We start from the raw sequence: 15,282 nt of genomic DNA on the forward strand, positions 1-15,282 counted from the left end.
GCCCAGTAGGTTGTAAAAAAGCTTTGTTTTTTACCTACGTAAGCGGCTTGTCAACAAGAGTACGGCTGTCCATAAAAAAAGGAATGCTTCTTCTGCGCTAGTTATGTTAACTAAAAGCTAGTTTTTAACGGCCTTCCTATTGTTAAATATAATTAAGTTCTTTCTCTGCGTATTCTAGGGAAAGCTGAAATTTTGTATGTTTTTTAAGGGCCTAAGGGCTACAAATAATTTGTTGAAAATTATCTCTGGACCCCGAAAGATGGTTGGGATAAAAGAGGGGAATGAACATTTAATTGCTTTAATATTTATTTAAGCCGCAAGATTAAATCATCTGAAGTTTTTTAAGTTTATTTAATTTCCCAGAGGCTCTATCTCTTATCCTTTATGATTGGATTTATAAAAAAAAGCCTCTCTAGCTATTTTTTTTGCAAAGTGAGGGCAAAAAGTATGAAAAATTACCCAGAACATTAAATAAAGCCGCCACCCGCTAAAAATCTTTTAGGCTTAACCTTAACCTAGTTTAAAATTTATGCCGCTTAGCCGCTTACAAACATTTACCTGTATTATACTTTCTTTAATAATTGTCGCCTTCGGCCAGCCTTATTGGAGCCATGCAGCTTCTTTTATGGCTTCAGTTATGGGTTTTGCCTTATTTTTCCGTGCTTTAGCTTCTTTTCCTAGTCGCAGGCAACGGTTTTTTGTGGCGACCGCTTGGTTTGCAATGGTTCAACTTATCCAGTTTTCCTGGTTCCTATCTCATCCATATCTCTACATCATCGCTGTATATGTTTTGCTGGCTTTAATCTTTGGTTTGCAATTTGGTTTTATTGGATGGCTAGCATGCTCGCAGCGCATAACCAGTTATAATCGAATAATACTGCTGTGTAGTTGCTGGACTCTTCTTGAATGGTCACGTTTATTTATTTTATCAGGAATTGCTTTCAATCCTATTGGACTTAGTTTAAGCGCAAATTTATACACCCTTCAAAGTGCTTCCCTGGGAGGAGCTTTTGGCATGTCTTTTTGGGTTCTGGGGGTAAACTTACTAGCATTAAAAGCTTGGCTTGCCTGGCCGCTTTATAGGCATATGCTCTGCTGGCTTGTCTTTGCCGCCTTTCCTTTTATGTTTGGATTTATTCAGTTAAAGATGCACGATCCTGCAGCTATAAAAGACACTTTTAACGCCGTTCTTGTTCAGCCTGTATTCCCTACGGAGGAAAACATGCTCTTTCATAATACAGCTTCCTACGTGAAATATGTGGAAGCAGAATGGCAGCAAATTTTGATGCTTTGCAAAGAGCATTTAGGAAAGAATATCCACTTAATTGCTTTACCCGAGTTTATTGTGCCTTTCACTACCTATACACCTGTTTACTCCTACAAAAACGTTAAGAAAATTTTTCTCGAGGTTTTTGGAGAAAAGGCATATTCTGCTCTTCCTTTATTGCAAGAGCCCTTAGCTTCAAAATGTATGACTGAAAAAGGATCTATTTGGATGGTTACCAATGGCTATTGGCTACAAGGATTAGCTAATATCTTTAATGCCCCTGTCTTATCAGGAATGGAGGACGTGGAGGACTTTTTTGACGGGCATAGAGAATATTATAGTTCCGCACAGTTTGTTGAACCCTCTTCCTATCAACAATTTAGGCTTCCTTTTAAACGATATGATAAGCGTGTCTTAGTTCCTATGGGTGAGTATATCCCTTTTTCCTTTTGCCGTTCCTTGGCTGCCGCTTATGGAATTACCGGCTCCTTTACTCCTGGTAAAGAAGCTAAGATTTTTCCTGCTTATGCTCCTTTTGGAGCATCTATTTGCTATGAGGAAACATTTGGACATTTAATGCGTGAAAATCGACTGAAGGGAGCTGAATTAATCGTTAACTTAACCAGTGATGTATGGTATCCAACGGTAGCACAGCAGCACTGTGATCATGCTCGCTTGAGAACAACAGAAAACGGCATTCCTCTCATTCGTGCTTGTAATACAGGAATTACCGGCGGTTTCGATGCGTTTGGGCGCGAGATAAAAATCCTTGGGAATACTTACTATGAAAAAATTTGGAAGCCTGGCGCTCTTTACCTGCAAGTTCCGCTTTTTTCCTACAAAACTCTTTATTCTATAACGGGTGATTATCTTATTGTCTTCCTATGTGTGTTAGGTATAGGTGGAGCTTCCTTTTTTCGTCGATAGTTTTACTTAAAAATTATAACCCCAATTAATTGAATAATCTCTTATAAGCCTAAACTGCATAGGTAATCAATAGAAAATATGCTAGTTTATTTTGTCAGTTGTTATAAGGAGAGCGAGGGTAGGGAATTGAAGGCAATGGATCAAACCTTAAGACACTAAAGAAAAGCCAGGTTTAATCTGGAGTCTTTTTTTGTTCGGAAAAAAGTTAGGCTAGTAGTTTTGCACTAACATTATGGAGTTGCAAGCAAAGTAGAATATAAAAATGCTTGGCAGCTAGCAGAAGAGGCAGGTTTAGAAACTTTTCAGGGGATTTTCAGCGTCTACTAGACTTTAAACTCTTTAGGCAAGCGAATGCTATATGAGGTAGCCTGTAAGAGGAGTTGGGTTACCGGCTGAAATGTCCTTTATTTCCATTATCGAATAATTGGATAAAGATTAGAGTTTTCATTAGGGCCCGATCATGCAGATGCAGACAAATTACTGATTTTGATCTAGGGTTGGCACTCCCTGGCTGTTAAATGAATAAATTGCCCATCTCCTAAGATGCTGGCAGGAGAAATTCTTTGCTCGGGGTGACTCAAAGAAAATTAGATCACCCATCTTAATAGCCTTATTAACTCCTAGAAGGGATCTATAAGGTATTGCCTTACTTTTAAATAAGCAATGCTTAAGATTATCTAGCAAAAAACTTTAAAGTTTTCTGTTTATTGAAGGTTTAGAATGGAAAGTAGCTTTTACTTGCTAAAAATTACAAGTTAAAGTAGAATCCCCCTGTTCCTTAATTCATTCATTTCCATTGCGTAAGAGAGCTGAATTGTGATTGGTTTAAAACAAAACTTGATATCAAAATATCGTCAGCAGCGAACCTTAAAAAATTCTATTTCATTCTCAGGCATTGGTATTCATACGGGAAAAGAAGTACAAATTACCTTTGTGCCTGCTCCAGAAAATGCTGGTATTACATTTTGTCGAGTAGATTTGCCGGATCGACCGAGGATTCCAGCTTCTGTTAATTATGTCTATGAAACAAGTCGTAGCACCTCCATAGGAATTAACAACGTGGTAATTCATACCATTGAGCACGTTCTGGCCGCTGTGCGAGCCAATAATATTGATAACTTATGTATTGAAATTAAAGGGATTGAGCCGCCTGCTGCTAATGGAAGCTCCGATGCTTTTGTGAATATGATCGAAGAAGTCGGGATCCTTGAGCAAGCGGAACAAAAGCCTGTGATTAAAATCCAAAGTCCTATTCATTGGAATCAAGAAGATACATATATTATGGCTTTTCCTTATGATGGATACCGGATCAGTTATACCTTGAATTATCCACATTCTAAGCTTTTAAATTGCCAATTTTATTCATTAGAGGTAAATAGTTACAATTTTAAGCATGAAATTGCTTCCTGTCGTACCTTCGCTCTTTATAAAGAAGTGGCTTATCTATTGGATCATGGCTTAGCTAAGGGCGCTAGCTTGGATAATGCCGTAATTATTCATGAAGAAGCAGCTTTTAGTAAAGGGGGGCTTTTCTTTCCCGATGAGATGGTAAGGCATAAAATTTTAGATATGATTGGAGACTTGTCTCTGGTAGGAATTGAATTTGAGGCGCACGTAATTGCTCTTAGGGCAGGTCATGCATCTAACTGCGCTTTTGCAAAAGAATTATTAAACTCTATTACGGAGTGTGCTTAATGGAAGTTCATGTAGCTGATTATCCAAAATCACTTGATATTAAACAAATAGCAGAAATCTTGCCTCACCGCTTTCCCTTTTTGCTGGTAGATCGAGTTCTTGATATCAATTTAGAGCAGGGCTTAATCGTAGGACAGAAAAACCTGACTTTTAATGAAGCTTTTTTTCAAGGTCATTTTCCGGATACTCCTATTATGCCAGGTGTACTTATGGTAGAAGCGTTAGCACAATTGGGTGGTATATTGATTCATATGAAAGGCTATCATGACAAGATAGCTGTGCTTTTGACTGTCAATAATGCTAAATTTCGCAATCCAGCTAAGCCAGGGGATGTCTTAATGCTCAAGGTAGAAGGTATTCATGTAAGTTCCAAAGCAGGACGGATGCAAGCGACGGCTACAGTGAATGATAAAATTACTGCAGAAGCTGAAATCGGTTTTGCGCTAGTGGACAAAAATCAGCTATAATAGGGTAGAAAGCTTTTATAAAATTATTTTGAGTAAATAGAATATGAAAAAATCGAACATACATCCTACCGCCGTAATTGAACCGGGAGCTATTATTGGAGATAAAGTTACAGTAGAGCCCTTTGCGATTATTAAAGCTCATGTAAAGTTAGAAGATGGTGTAACGATTAAGTCTCATGCTTATATTGACGGCCATACGACTATTGGCGCAGGAACCACTATTTATCCCTTTGCAAGCATTGGCACTCAAACACAGGATCTAAAATATAAAGGTGAAACCACCTTTGTTAAGATTGGTAAAAATTGTCAAATACGTGAGTTTGTGACAATTAATTCCTCTTGTGGAGAAAATACCTCGGTAGAGGTAGGGGATGATTGCTTGATTATGGCTTATTGCCATATTGCCCACAATTGCCTAGTAGGTAATCGAGTGATTATGAGTAACAATGCTACTCTTGCAGGTCATGTGATTGTAGAAGACTGTGCTATTATTAGCGGTTTTGTACCCGTTCACCAATTTTCTAGGATCGGTAAATATGCAATGGTCGGGGGAATGAGCCGTATTACTCGGGATGTTCCTCCTTATACGATAGGAGCAGGCATTCCTTACAAATTTGGTGGAATCAATATTGTGGGGTTAAAAAGGCATGGTTTTTCTTTAAAGATTCGCCAAGAACTCGGAAAAGCTTTTAAAATAGTTTACCGTTCTAAAGCATGTCTTGAAGAAGCGCTGCTTCAAATTGAAAGAGAACTTGAGCCTCTTCCAGAAATTCTTCATTTTGTGGAGTTTTGTCGTTCCTCTAAGCGCGGTTTATTAGGATTGGAGGGAATCACAAATTTTGATGATGAGGTAGCTCAAGCTGAAAAAGAGGCTGAAGCTGAGATTGTAGCTAAAATTGAAAGATAAATTCCTTTGAGAGTGGGCTGCTTTAGAAAAAAATAGCCGCAAGCGTCTCCAGCTTTTTTTAAGAGGTATTGATGAAAATTGTATATTTTGGGACTCCTCAGTTTGCAGCAGATATCCTTCAGCATCTTCTCAATCATAAGATCCGCATTTGTGCAGTAGTGACTAAACCGGACAGGCCTAAAGGACGTTCAAGCGATTTGGTGCCCACACCTGTCAAACGTATTGCTCAATTGCAAAATCCTCCTCTACCTGTTCATCAACCTGCATTAGTTTCTGCTCCTGAATTTGCTGAGATTTTACAAGCCTATCAGGCTGATTTATTTGTAGTCGTTGCTTATGGTGAGATTATTAAGCAACATGTTCTGGACATGCCCTCTAAAGGCTGCATCAACGTTCATGCAAGCTTGCTACCAAAATATCGCGGAGCCGCCCCTATCCAACATAGTATCATCAATGGAGAAAACGAAACAGGTATTACCATTATGTATATGGTAAGGAAAATGGATGCTGGGGATATTATTAAAATGGTCAAAGTCCCTATTGGTCCCAATACTACCTATGGGAAGCTGGAACGTCTACTGTGCGAGGCTGGAGGCAAAGCCTTGGTAGAAGTGCTTGATCAGTTTGAGCAAGGTAGTGTGGAGCATGTTGAGCAAGACCATTCTCAGGCAACGTTTGCTCCAAAAATAGAATTGGAGGATTGTGAGATTAACTGGAGTTCTTCAGCTAAGGCCATTCATAATCTTGTTAGAGGCGTGTATCCTCACCCAGGTGCTTGGTGCTATGTGAATATAGGGGGGCAAAAAAAACGCCTAAAAATTAATTCTACCATTCCTTTAGCCCATCAAGGAGGGCCAGCTGGGACCTTATTGCCTACTGATAATGAAGAGTTAATAGTTGCTTGTGGGCAAGGAGCGCTTCGCATTCTTGAACTCCAGCTTGAAGGTAAAAAAGCTATGCTTGCTGAAGAGTTAATTCGTGGCTTTCCTAAGGATAAAAAGATGGATTTTAGGATTTAAAAAATTAGAAATAATTTTATAAGCTGAATTTAAGTGTTTAGCCCGTCTCATTGCATGGAGCTTTTAAGGTGAAAAAGGCCTTTAAAATGAATAAGTTAATCCTTATTTTGGCTCGCGTTGGACTTTTTTTATACCTCTATCCTTCGGCTAGCAGCTACCCTTTAGTAACTATTTGTCAAAAGGGCTTTACTTACTATAAATAGTTTAAACTCATCCTTTCTATTATTGCTAAAAGCGGTACCTGCTTCTTTTGTAGGCTTTTTATTCGCTGACCCTTGATCTTGCGGATAATTTTTTTAATAAAAAAAAGTTGTTCTTGCGGAGAGGTCTCGTTAGAAATGATCTGCATGTCTTTATAGCCCTATTTCTTCTTCCTTGGGCTTTGTAAGAAAAGATTTACTTCTAATAAAGGAGAATTTTATATTTTTAACTTATATATCTTTCATCCTCTAGAAGGTTAATGATAAGCGCTCTTCTTCACTTTATAACTTTTTTTCTCAATGAAAACAAAGTCGATAGGTAAGGGAAAAGGGTTCTTAGCTTATCCTAAGGCAGGCTTAAAGGATGAGTAATAAGAATAAACATACTTTTAGTTTTTATTTTTATGACGATCGCTATTCATATAATTTATTAACTATATATTATAATCTTTTGTTTTAAAAAACCTATTGGTTTTTAATATTTGTTTCACTTATTTATGCGCTAGTTATTGTACTTTTTTGCATTAAAATTTATTTTCTCTTTAGGTAAATAAAAAACCTTGGTATAGTGGGGATTCTTAATAGGTTTTTCATGAGAGAAAAGGATGCAAGCAATAAATAGCGCAACCTTAAACTTAACATTTTTGCCTTCTCCTGACTCTTCCGTAGCAAAAGATACTTTGCTAGGGTACGATATAAAATCTACTTGGGTTGAATTAAAGGCTTTTTTTATCGATCTTTTTCAAGTAATTGCTCAAGTTTTTGCTGAGCGCTCATTTTTTGGAAAAGTTTTCAAATTGAGCATTCATTTGCTGACAGGATTAGCTTGTATAAGGGGTAATACTTATCAAGGGGCACGCTTATTAGGAGCTCTTAGCGCCACTGATAGCCTACTAACCTTAGGTGATCTGGCGATAGATGCGAATGATTTAGTTAATAAGCGATACTGTGAGATAGAGGAGAACAGTAAAAATAAAAAGGTTTTCAACAAATGGTCTCTATTTGCAAGTATAGGTTCTTTGTTAGCTGATATAGGAGGCCTATTTTTTTGGCTGGATGAATTAGCACTCATTAACCTGTTAAAGGTAAAAGCAACGATAGGTAAAAATTTTTCTAGGTTAGTAAACTCTAACACAATGCTTTTTACTTACCTTACGAATTGCTTAGGAAGAATGAGTCCAATGTTTGCAAAGATCTCCTTAGTAATAGGTTTACAAGGAATTGAGGCAATGGCGATTTTATGCCTATCTGTTAATGAAGTTAAACACTTAGCTAATGTTGTGGACACCAAGCAAACCTACAAAATAGTTTTAAGTATAGTAAATTTGGCTTCTTATATAGCTGAGATTAATTTAAAGATTTTAGCTACCACAGGATATATAGCAGTACCTGGCATAGCAGCAATGGGTTGTGCAGCAGCAGGCTGCGGATTGGCAGCTTTTCTCTTGGAAGCGATTTATAACTATCGCCTTGTAAATCTCCAGAGCAAAAGACCAGCTGCAGGCAGTTGGATAATTTCATAAGCTGAGGATAGCATAAATAAAATGTTAATAATAACCCCCTAAACAAGGAAAATAATTATGAATACATTGTCATCCACACAAGGCGTCCCGCCAACAGAGCCATACTACGGAGAAGAGGAAGATTTTATCCAAGGTCAGCTAGATGGGCATACTGTTACTGTTGAGCAAGCTCCTGCTTCTCAGCATAAGCCTGCAAATAATTTAGCATCTTCTTCTCGCAATAAAATTACTAATTGCGCTAAGAAAGTGTCTGAAAATTTTAGCCATGCTGTAAGACATATTGTAGCTTTTTATGCTTATTCTTTTTCCACTTCTGAGAGTATTCAATCAGTTTGCAAGTTAGCAAAATCTTCCATTTATTTTGCTAAGTATGCTTTTAAAGCACAAACGCCTGGTTTTAACAATCTCTACAATCATTTTGATGTAGTAGATACTGTTTTAGATGTGGGAGGAATTTTTGGCGATGCTAAATACTGGGTCACTAAAGGCTGGCACAAAGATTCCTCTTGGAAAGTTGCTAGCAAGGCTTTTGGAAGTGTTTCTAGAGGAATTGGAACAGGGCAGTTTTTGGTAAACATGGGACTGTTGAATTTGGCTAAAGTATCAGTCCAGCTAAATAGACTTCCTTTCTTTAGGGTACTTAGCTTACTTTCACCCCTCCGTGTAATTAAAGATACACTAGGAATTATTAGCTCCTCTTTAAGCTTGGTAGACACATCCTTAGCGCTACAGAAAAAAAATAGCGATGTAACCAGCGAGATAGAAAAGCTTAGATTGAATAAGTGGGAGCTTAAAAAACGTGCGATTAAATTCTTGAACTTAAATGAAACACAAAAAGCTGCCAAGTTAAAAGCAAAATTTGGAAAAGAGAAATTTGAGAAAACATCGGCAGATGCTTTAGAGCAGGAGTATTTAAATGATCTTGACAAGAAATTCTTAAGCCTTCGTGAAAAATTGGTTAGCCAATATGAGCAGCGTCTACATTCAACACATGCAACTCTGTTTGATAGTATTGCAGACAAGAAGCTGGTTGATTGCAAAGTAAGAATTGTTGAAAGAGATCAGCTGGTTAAAGATTATCAGGCAAGTAAAACAAAAGATTGGCTCTCTATTGCTTTCAATGTAGTTAAAATTGCAGCGATTGCCATGGGGTTGGTAGGTTTTGCACTTACTCTCAATACAGCTGCGTTTTTCATTGCTTTAGGAGCTGCTTGGCTTGCTACTTCTGCTGTAGGTATGGCTCGTCTCTACTATTCATTTAGGCACGAGACATATAAAGAAGAGCAAGAAGCGAAGTTGACTAGATTAACTACTTTAGGACCTGTGGCTTTTGCGGCCTAAAGCCTAGTATAAAATAGAATTTTTACCTTTAAAGAGCCCCCAGATTTAAGCTGAGGGCTCTTTTTTTATCCGCAATTTCTTGTCCCCCTTCACCCTAGTAGAATTTTTGGTAAGGAGCCTTAAGCATCTTAAGGATAATTCTATGGTGTTCTTTCAAATTAGTAATTAGCAATATTATAGGGTCTATAAAAAGTATAGGCAGACCTAGGAAACAGAAAAAAAACAGCATGTTGTGGGCTTTTGCGTAGGTTTCTCAAGTTGCTTTAAGAAGTTCTCCCCATTTTCGTATAAATTTTTCTCACATTTTATATTTAAGCGCAGAATAACCTAAAAGGCATAGAGCCATTACCATTAAAAGAGCTTCTCTTCTTTTTGGCTTTTTTAGAAAGAGAAACAAAGAAGCAGGACTTTTCAAGAATCTAAATCCTTTTTCTATTTTTTGCTCAAACTTTAAATGTCTTGGACACTTCATGAGTAGGAAAAGCAGTAGTATCCATCTCATGAGTTGCTAAGATGAAACCCCTTTACTCCTCTCTAAATTTGCCTTGTTAAGCAAAGAACAAGCTAAGGTTCCTTATAGGCAATAGCTAATTGCCTATAGACAAGGAATATGGCCTTAATCAAAGCTGATAAGCTATATGACAGCTTGGTTTAAGTCAGGCCTATAGGATCTCTAAGATAGCCTGGCACTAGACGAATGCACGCTTCTCCTTGCTCTAATCTGGAAAAAGCCTGTTTTATGAGCGGGAAAAAAAGGGACTTAAAAACTTTACGTATCATTTAAAGGTTTATGGCTGCACGATCTTTAAGCTAAACTAGAAGAGGAATGGGCTGAATTTTGATGCTTGTAACTACAGTTTGGAAAATTTTATATCGTAATTGTAATATCCCAGCCATACCCTATTCTCAGATGGGTTAAGTCCAATCAAAAAGAAGGAAAAAACTTTACCTACTTCCTCAATTATTGCCGAGTTAGAGAATCACTTCCTAAGTAGATGATCGAGCTTTTAAGGTAATGATGAAGTAAAGTTAGATTAATGCCTAGCATCTTGTACCCAGGCATAGGTAAAGAAGTAAAGCTATCAAAGACCTTTGCGATAAGCAGAATACAAAAGTCTATCTATCTAATCCCAACCGCTTACCTACATTCATGGAAAGTAAAAAAAAGAAAGGCTCTTTTCTTTAATCGCCATAATGATAAATATTTCATGAGCAGATTGGCCCCTCCTTGGCAGCTTTTCCTTCGAGTCTTGGCCTGTTACCCTAGTTGCAAAAAATTTAGATTTCTCGTTTTTTAATTTTAGACATCTCCTTTAGCTTGCAGTAGAAATTTAATTTAATTAAGCAAAAACTGTGATTCACTTTTTTGCAATTCATAACACATCATAGAGAGGTAGCGGCTTCTTAAAAATTTTTTTCCGACACCTTTATATAAACATTCTTTATAGCTTTTGAGAGGAGGTTTACTTGCTTCAGATGTCCTCAAACAAAAACTTAAGCTGGCTTATTTAAAGACAAAAATGGAAGAAAATGGTAGAGAAGTTTATTGAAACATAGATAGAGGAGCTAAACGTGACACCTGGCTTTTATAGCGGCAGCAAGTCCAGGTCTTCCGAGGATAGCTAAATACAAGGCTTTATATTACCAAAAATGCAGAGATTGAACTAATCAGGAGATTAAAAGGTAGGTATACACAGTATGGCTCCAAAAGAAAATCTTCCTAAGCGTGAGTGGGTCGTTATTATCTGCTTGATTTTATTTATGATCGTATTGACCTGCCTGACTCATAAGCATCGGTTTTTATCTTCTAGAAAATATTCTGAGCCTCATCACTTATATAATAGACATCAGACTGTACGTGTAGAAGGAGCTGTTGAGTATCCAGGCTTATATAACGTTGAAAAAACAGCTACTTTAGCAAATGTTTTAGAGCAAGCTAAAGTTCTTCTTGAGGCGGACCTAAGTAAGATTTCTTTAAATAAAAAAGTCAACAACAGCCAATTAATCAAAGTACCTTACAAAGAATATATTACAGTGAGAGTAGAAGGAGCTGTTAAGAAAAGAGGTTCTTTAACTGTTCCTAGAGGAACTTTAATGGAGGATCTGATTAAGCTAATTGAACCCCTAGAAAAAGCAGATGTAGGGCGGCTAAAAAGAAAAAGAAAATTAAGAGATGGAGAGATTATCAAAGTATTGATCAAAGAAAAGCTCTTAAGAGATAACTGTAAAGGGGAATGAAATCTTTAGAGTAATTTTTTTTAAATATCTGTTGAGAAAAATACTCTACTTTGATAGTCTCTTCATTTAAGCAATTTTATTAGATAAATATTTAATAAGCTGCCAAAAATGTTTTCACTTGTTTAGCTCTGTTAAGAACGTGCTTCGCACGTAACTTAGCACTAGATATACAGGTATTCATTTCTTAGATTGTAATATAAAAAAAATGATTGCTCAAATACTCAAAATATTGGGTTAAGGATTTTCATATGGCGCCTAAACTGATGGGCAAAAAGCGTGGAATGATCCAGCTTTTTGATGAGAATGGAAATAGTATTGTGGGTACGGTTATTGAAGTGCAACCAAATGCTGTTGTCCAGATCAAGAAGAAAGAGATTGATGGTTATAATGCTATTCAGATTGGTTTTGATAAAATTCATGTTAAAGACCAGAGAACGCTAGCAAATCGTCTATCCAAACCTTTACGCGGACATTACAGCAAAGCAGCTGTATCTCCACGTAAAAACCTTTCGGAAGCAAAGGTTGATAACATTGAACAATACCAAGTAGGCCAAGAGTTAGCGATAGACCTTTTTGCTGAAGTAAAATTTGTTGATGCCACAGCAGTTTCAAAAGGTAAAGGTTATCAAGGTACCATGAAAAAGTATAATTATTCTGGGGGGCCTGCTTCACACGGTTCGGGATTCCATCGTCATGCTGGATCTACAGGTATGCGCTCAACACCAGGTCGCTCGCTTCCTAATAGCCCACGTCCTAGTCATATGGGTTGTGAAACTGTGACCATTCAAAATTTAGAAGTTGTAATGGTAAAGCCTGCAGAACAGGTGATTATTGTAAAGGGTGCTGTGCCAGGTCCTACGCATGGATTGGTTTATATTGCCCCATCGGTGAAAAAAACAAGCTTAAAAAAAGCTAGCTAGTAAAAAAATTCTGGAGTTATCCTGTGGCAACACTGAAAAAATATAATTTAAAAGGTCAGGAAACTGGCCAAGTGATAGTTGATGAAAGATTAGCTAATGCTGAAGCGCACGGGCAGATGATTAAAGATTATATCGTCGCTATCAGAGCCAATGCTCGTCAATGGTCAGCTAATACTAAAACTCGTTCTGAGGTTAATCACTCAACAAAAAAGCCTCATCCGCAGAAAGGTGGAGGACGTGCTCGCCAGGGGATGCTTTCAGCTCCTCAATATAAAGGGGGTGGTCGTGTTTTTGGACCAAGGCCTAAATTTGATCAGCATGTACGTATTAACAAAAAAGAACGAAAAGCTGCAATTCGCTGTTTGCTTGCTGAAAAAATTGCTGCAAATCGTTTACATGTTCTTACAGAATCTGTCCTTAATGAACCTAAAACTAAAGTTATGGCCGACTTTTTAAAGGTCACAGGCTTAGCAAATCATAGGGTGATGTTTTTAGGTGAAGCTCATTATGCAGAAGTTAAAACTGAAGAAGAAACAAAGCGCGTGTCCATTCATCATGATCAACATGATAATTTTATTAAAAGCGTGCGTAATCTACCAAAAGTTTCGTTTTCGCTAGCCACTAATATTAGTGGGTATGATGTTCTAGTGGCCAAAGATATTGTGGTGACGGAATCTGCCCTAATTGAATTGGTTGAGTGGCTTTGTCCTTGATAGATAAGGAATAACACCAAGTTATAGATGAAAGGAATCAAGTAATGTCAAAAAAAAATCCTTACCAAGTCGTGAAACATCAACATGTTACAGAGAAAGCCTTGGTATTGAAAGAGCTTAAAAATGCCAGTAGTAATCCCTCACTGAAACGTTGCGAGTCTCCGAAATATGTATTCGTAGTCGATCGCAAAGCAAATAAAACTGACATTGCTAATGCCATCGAAGAAATTTACAGCGACAGAAATGTTAAAGTAGTGGCTGTCAATACAATTAACGTTAAGCCTAAAGCAAGACGTGTTCGTGGTCGTTCAGGCATGAAGCCCGGTTTTAAAAAAGCTATGGTTACCCTGGAAAAAGGCGATAGCCTTGATAACGTATAAATAAGAGGCGAAGAGAGTCATGTTAAAAAAATATCGTCCCATAACGGCGGGTACACGTCAATTAATCCTTCCGATCAATGAAACGCTCACTCGTGCTAAAGAAGGTAGTCGTGCTAAGGTAAAGCCTACAAAGTCGCTGATGCTGCCTAAAAAAAGAACGAATGGACGTAATAATAATGGGCATATTACTTGCCGTCATAAAGGTGGTGGGCATAAGCGTCATTACAGAATAATTGATTTCAAAAGAGATAAGGAAAATATACCAGCTCGCGTAGCTTCTATAGAATATGATCCTAATCGATCGGCTTATATAGCGCTGCTTAATTACTCTGACGGTGAAAAACGCTATATTCTGGCACCCCATGGTTTGAAAGATGGTGATGTAGTGCAGACAAGTGATGAGCCTCCTTTTAGTGTAGGATGCTGCATGAAGTTAAAATTTATGCCTTTGGGTTCTACCATCCATGCTATAGAAATGATTCCTGGTAGAGGAGCTAAAATGGTTCGTTCTGCTGGTCTTTCTGCTCAGTTGATGGCCAGAAGTGGCGGGTATGCGACGATTAGAATGCCTTCAGGTGAAGTGCGTATGGTGAGTGAAAATTGCCGTGCAGCTTTTGGAATGGTCTCTAATTCGGAGCATAATTTGCGTGTAGAAGGTAAAGCTGGCCGTATGCGATGGAAAGGAATTCGCCCAACCGTTCGCGGAACTGCAATGAACCCTGTAGACCATCCACACGGGGGCGGTGAAGGAAAGCATAAAGGTAACATCCCACAAACACCATGGGCGCTGTATACACGAGGGCTTCGAACTAGATCTCAGAAGAAATCGAACAAGTTTATTGTTAAAGATCGAAGGAAAAAATAAGTATGGCAAGATCACTTAAGAAAGGACCTTTTATTGATCATCATCTTCATAAGAAAGTTGAAGATATGAATGGTAAAGGGGGCAAAACGCCAATTAAAACATGGTCAAGACGATCGATGATCATTCCTGAAATGATCGGACACACTTTTGAAGTGCATAACGGCAAAAAATTCATTTCTGTATTTGTCTCAGAAAATATGGTTGGACATCGTCTGGGTGAATTTTCTCCTACCCGTAATTTCAAAGGTCATCCAATTAAGAAAGCAGAGGCACAATCAAAATGAATAGGGCAAAAGCAATAAGCAAATATATTAGAATTAGCCCCCGTAAAGCACGGCTTGCCGCAGGGTTAATACGAGGACTGCCTGTTCCGCAAGCTAACCTCCAATTATTGTATAGCAATTTAAAGGCGGGGCGTCTCTTGAAAAAAACCTTAGATAGCGCTGTTGCTAATGCTGAAACGCAGCTAGATATACGCCGCGAAGATCTTAAAGTTTTAGAAGTTCGTATTGATGAAGGGCCAAGACTTAAACGTGCAAAGCCCAAAAATAAGGGTGGCCGCCATCCGATTTTAAAAAGAACAAGTCACTTTACTATTATAGTCAGTTCAGGAAAGGAGTAAGGAATGGGACAAAAAACTAATCCAATAGGATTCCGCCTTATTCGGAATAAAAAATGGCGTTCAAAGTGGTATGCGAATAAGCAAGAATTTGGTACTTTACTCGTCGAAGATAAAAAAATTCGCGAGTATTTAATGAAAAAACCTCAGTGTCAAGGTACCTCGCAAATAAAAATTCGACGTATGAGCGAAAAAATCGAA

General features: G+C 37.8%; 14 protein-coding genes and 1 pseudogene. All 15 read left to right on the forward strand.

All coding sequences use genetic code 11. From position 1 onward, the window contains the following. Positions 1-625 precede the first annotated feature (625 nt). Positions 626-2,194, forward strand: coding sequence for an apolipoprotein N-acyltransferase (gene lnt / locus DB41_RS02050; protein ID WP_238578400.1), 1,569 nt, complete (start codon positions 626-628; stop codon positions 2,192-2,194). A gap of 816 nt (positions 2,195-3,010) precedes the next feature. Continuing rightward, positions 3,011-3,889, forward strand: a complete 879-nt coding sequence (gene lpxC, locus DB41_RS02055) for a UDP-3-O-acyl-N-acetylglucosamine deacetylase (RefSeq protein ID WP_052243801.1) — start codon at positions 3,011-3,013, stop codon at positions 3,887-3,889. Beyond that, entirely contained in the window at positions 3,889-4,356 is a 468-nt protein-coding gene (fabZ, locus tag DB41_RS02060; RefSeq protein WP_039383779.1) for a 3-hydroxyacyl-ACP dehydratase FabZ, read from the forward strand. Before lpxC ends, fabZ begins: the two co-directional genes overlap by 1 nt. A 43-nt stretch (positions 4,357-4,399) precedes the next feature. Beyond that, the gene (lpxA, locus tag DB41_RS02065) at positions 4,400-5,263 is read left to right on the forward strand and encodes an acyl-ACP--UDP-N-acetylglucosamine O-acyltransferase (RefSeq protein WP_039383781.1); all 864 of its coding nucleotides are present in this window, start codon (positions 4,400-4,402) and stop codon (positions 5,261-5,263) included. Positions 5,264-5,334: 71 nt separating this feature from the next. Beyond that, entirely contained in the window at positions 5,335-6,282 is a 948-nt protein-coding gene (gene fmt, locus DB41_RS02070) for a methionyl-tRNA formyltransferase (protein WP_039383783.1), read from the forward strand. Positions 6,283-7,087: 805 nt separating this feature from the next. Next, positions 7,088-8,005, forward strand: coding sequence for a hypothetical protein (locus DB41_RS02075; protein ID WP_039383784.1), 918 nt, complete (start codon positions 7,088-7,090; stop codon positions 8,003-8,005). A 57-nt stretch (positions 8,006-8,062) separates the two neighbouring features. After that, positions 8,063-9,346: a hypothetical protein gene (locus DB41_RS02080; protein ID WP_039383786.1), complete on the forward strand. Its 1,284-nt coding sequence runs from the start codon at positions 8,063-8,065 to the stop codon at positions 9,344-9,346. Between the two features lie 1,698 nt (positions 9,347-11,044). Next, positions 11,045-11,584 (forward strand): SLBB domain-containing protein, encoded by a 540-nt coding sequence (locus DB41_RS02095; protein ID WP_039383789.1) that lies wholly within the window; start codon positions 11,045-11,047, stop codon positions 11,582-11,584. Positions 11,585-11,832: 248 nt separating this feature from the next. Further along, positions 11,833-12,504, forward strand: a complete 672-nt coding sequence (rplC, locus tag DB41_RS02100) for a 50S ribosomal protein L3 (protein ID WP_039383790.1) — start codon at positions 11,833-11,835, stop codon at positions 12,502-12,504. 23 nt (positions 12,505-12,527) lie between these two features. Beyond that, positions 12,528-13,217, forward strand: a complete 690-nt coding sequence (gene rplD / locus DB41_RS02105; protein ID WP_039383792.1) for a 50S ribosomal protein L4 — start codon at positions 12,528-12,530, stop codon at positions 13,215-13,217. Positions 13,218-13,261: 44 nt separating this feature from the next. After that, complete coding sequence (gene rplW / locus DB41_RS02110) at positions 13,262-13,597, forward strand: 50S ribosomal protein L23 (protein ID WP_039383793.1); 336 nt, start codon at positions 13,262-13,264, stop codon at positions 13,595-13,597. Positions 13,598-13,616: 19 nt separating this feature from the next. Continuing rightward, on the forward strand, positions 13,617-14,462 hold the full coding sequence (rplB, locus tag DB41_RS02115) for a 50S ribosomal protein L2 (RefSeq protein WP_039383795.1): 846 nt from the start codon (positions 13,617-13,619) through the stop codon (positions 14,460-14,462). 2 nt (positions 14,463-14,464) lie between these two features. Beyond that, on the forward strand, positions 14,465-14,746 hold the full coding sequence (rpsS, locus tag DB41_RS02120; RefSeq protein ID WP_039383797.1) for a 30S ribosomal protein S19: 282 nt from the start codon (positions 14,465-14,467) through the stop codon (positions 14,744-14,746). Beyond that, positions 14,743-15,084, forward strand: coding sequence for a 50S ribosomal protein L22 (gene rplV, locus DB41_RS02125; RefSeq protein WP_039383798.1), 342 nt, complete (start codon positions 14,743-14,745; stop codon positions 15,082-15,084). Before rpsS ends, rplV begins: the two co-directional genes overlap by 4 nt. Before the next feature lie 3 nt (positions 15,085-15,087). Next, positions 15,088-15,282: pseudogene (locus DB41_RS02130) on the forward strand (30S ribosomal protein S3); the annotation flags it as partial.

This window comes from Neochlamydia sp. TUME1, assembly GCF_000813645.1.
Lineage (GTDB): Bacteria > Chlamydiota > Chlamydiia > Chlamydiales > Parachlamydiaceae > Neochlamydia.

Bases quoted from the DNA above. Each gene is read 5' to 3' on its own strand.
- lnt (WP_238578400.1), top strand. From the start codon at position 626: ATGGCTTCAGTTATGGGTTTTGCCTTATTTTTCCGTGCTTTAGCTTCT.
- fabZ (WP_039383779.1), top strand. From the start codon at position 3,889: ATGGAAGTTCATGTAGCTGATTATCCAAAATCACTTGATATTAAACAA.
- lpxA (WP_039383781.1), top strand. From the start codon at position 4,400: ATGAAAAAATCGAACATACATCCTACCGCCGTAATTGAACCGGGAGCT.
- fmt (WP_039383783.1), top strand. From the start codon at position 5,335: ATGAAAATTGTATATTTTGGGACTCCTCAGTTTGCAGCAGATATCCTT.
- DB41_RS02075 (WP_039383784.1), top strand. From the start codon at position 7,088: ATGCAAGCAATAAATAGCGCAACCTTAAACTTAACATTTTTGCCTTCT.
- DB41_RS02080 (WP_039383786.1), top strand. From the start codon at position 8,063: ATGAATACATTGTCATCCACACAAGGCGTCCCGCCAACAGAGCCATAC.
- DB41_RS02095 (WP_039383789.1), top strand. From the start codon at position 11,045: ATGGCTCCAAAAGAAAATCTTCCTAAGCGTGAGTGGGTCGTTATTATC.
- rplC (WP_039383790.1), top strand. From the start codon at position 11,833: ATGGCGCCTAAACTGATGGGCAAAAAGCGTGGAATGATCCAGCTTTTT.
- rplW (WP_039383793.1), top strand. From the start codon at position 13,262: ATGTCAAAAAAAAATCCTTACCAAGTCGTGAAACATCAACATGTTACA.
- rplB (WP_039383795.1), top strand. From the start codon at position 13,617: ATGTTAAAAAAATATCGTCCCATAACGGCGGGTACACGTCAATTAATC.
- rpsS (WP_039383797.1), top strand. From the start codon at position 14,465: ATGGCAAGATCACTTAAGAAAGGACCTTTTATTGATCATCATCTTCAT.
- rplV (WP_039383798.1), top strand. From the start codon at position 14,743: ATGAATAGGGCAAAAGCAATAAGCAAATATATTAGAATTAGCCCCCGT.